At 36.9% G+C, this 799-nt stretch carries 1 protein-coding gene; it reads right to left on the reverse strand.

All coding sequences use genetic code 11. The annotated features are described in order from the left end of the window. Positions 1-118: 118 nt before the first annotated feature. Positions 119-799: hypothetical protein (locus EDM52_RS24910; protein ID WP_183185362.1), on the reverse strand; the 681-nt coding region annotated here is incomplete at its 5' end.

Here is a 799-nt window from a genome sequence, read left to right on the forward strand (position 1 = left end):
GAAGTAATGATTGGCTTCTTAGCCCCGACTTCCGTTCCTCGCCCCACGGGGTTGCGGTACGGGGTTCGGCTAAGGCCTCCAAACCATGGCTTCAAATTCAATTTAACTGGAATTCTCTTCACTCTCTTTCCGTTGTCCGGATCAACTGGAAATTGTCTGAAGAAGAGCTTCTAACAATGATTATACGAGGAGGTAATCCGAGTGATAGATAATTTTCCATCAAAGTTGGAGCTTCTTGTAACCAGCCCCAAAATCGATTAGATACTATATGGGCAATAACTCTATTGAAGATCCATTTCATTGATGCGCGAGTTTCTGTTGTAATATCTTCAAATCTTCTTTCCACTTCACTGAATAGATTTCTTAAATATTCATCATCTTGCCAAGATGGAAATTCAATATATTTAGAGTCAAGTTTCCTAACACCCATTCCTGGTAATGCTTCATCCACATGTCTTATGGAGGCAAAACCTTGAATAAAGTATCTCCAATGTAAATATGCGAAAGCGTATGGGCACTTTTTTTCGCGTTCATTTTCCTTGAAATATCTTTTGATACAGGATTTATGCTTCAGTAGCACCGTTCTTCGAAGATATCTGGCAATAGCTGAAATTGTTTTTTGGTATGATTCCTGCAAATCTTCTTGTAAACGGACAAAACGCATATTTTTTAATCGATAATCACTTAAAGTTAGCTCATTTTTATAATTTGAGAACTCGTATGCTTCTTTTCTTTCTTTATCACCCCTAACAACCTTAACCAAAGTAGTACTTTTTACTATTTGAATCAATTTCATAAA

The sequence above is a fragment of the Brevibacillus invocatus genome, from assembly GCF_003710915.1.
GTDB lineage: Bacteria > Bacillota > Bacilli > Brevibacillales > Brevibacillaceae > Brevibacillus > Brevibacillus invocatus.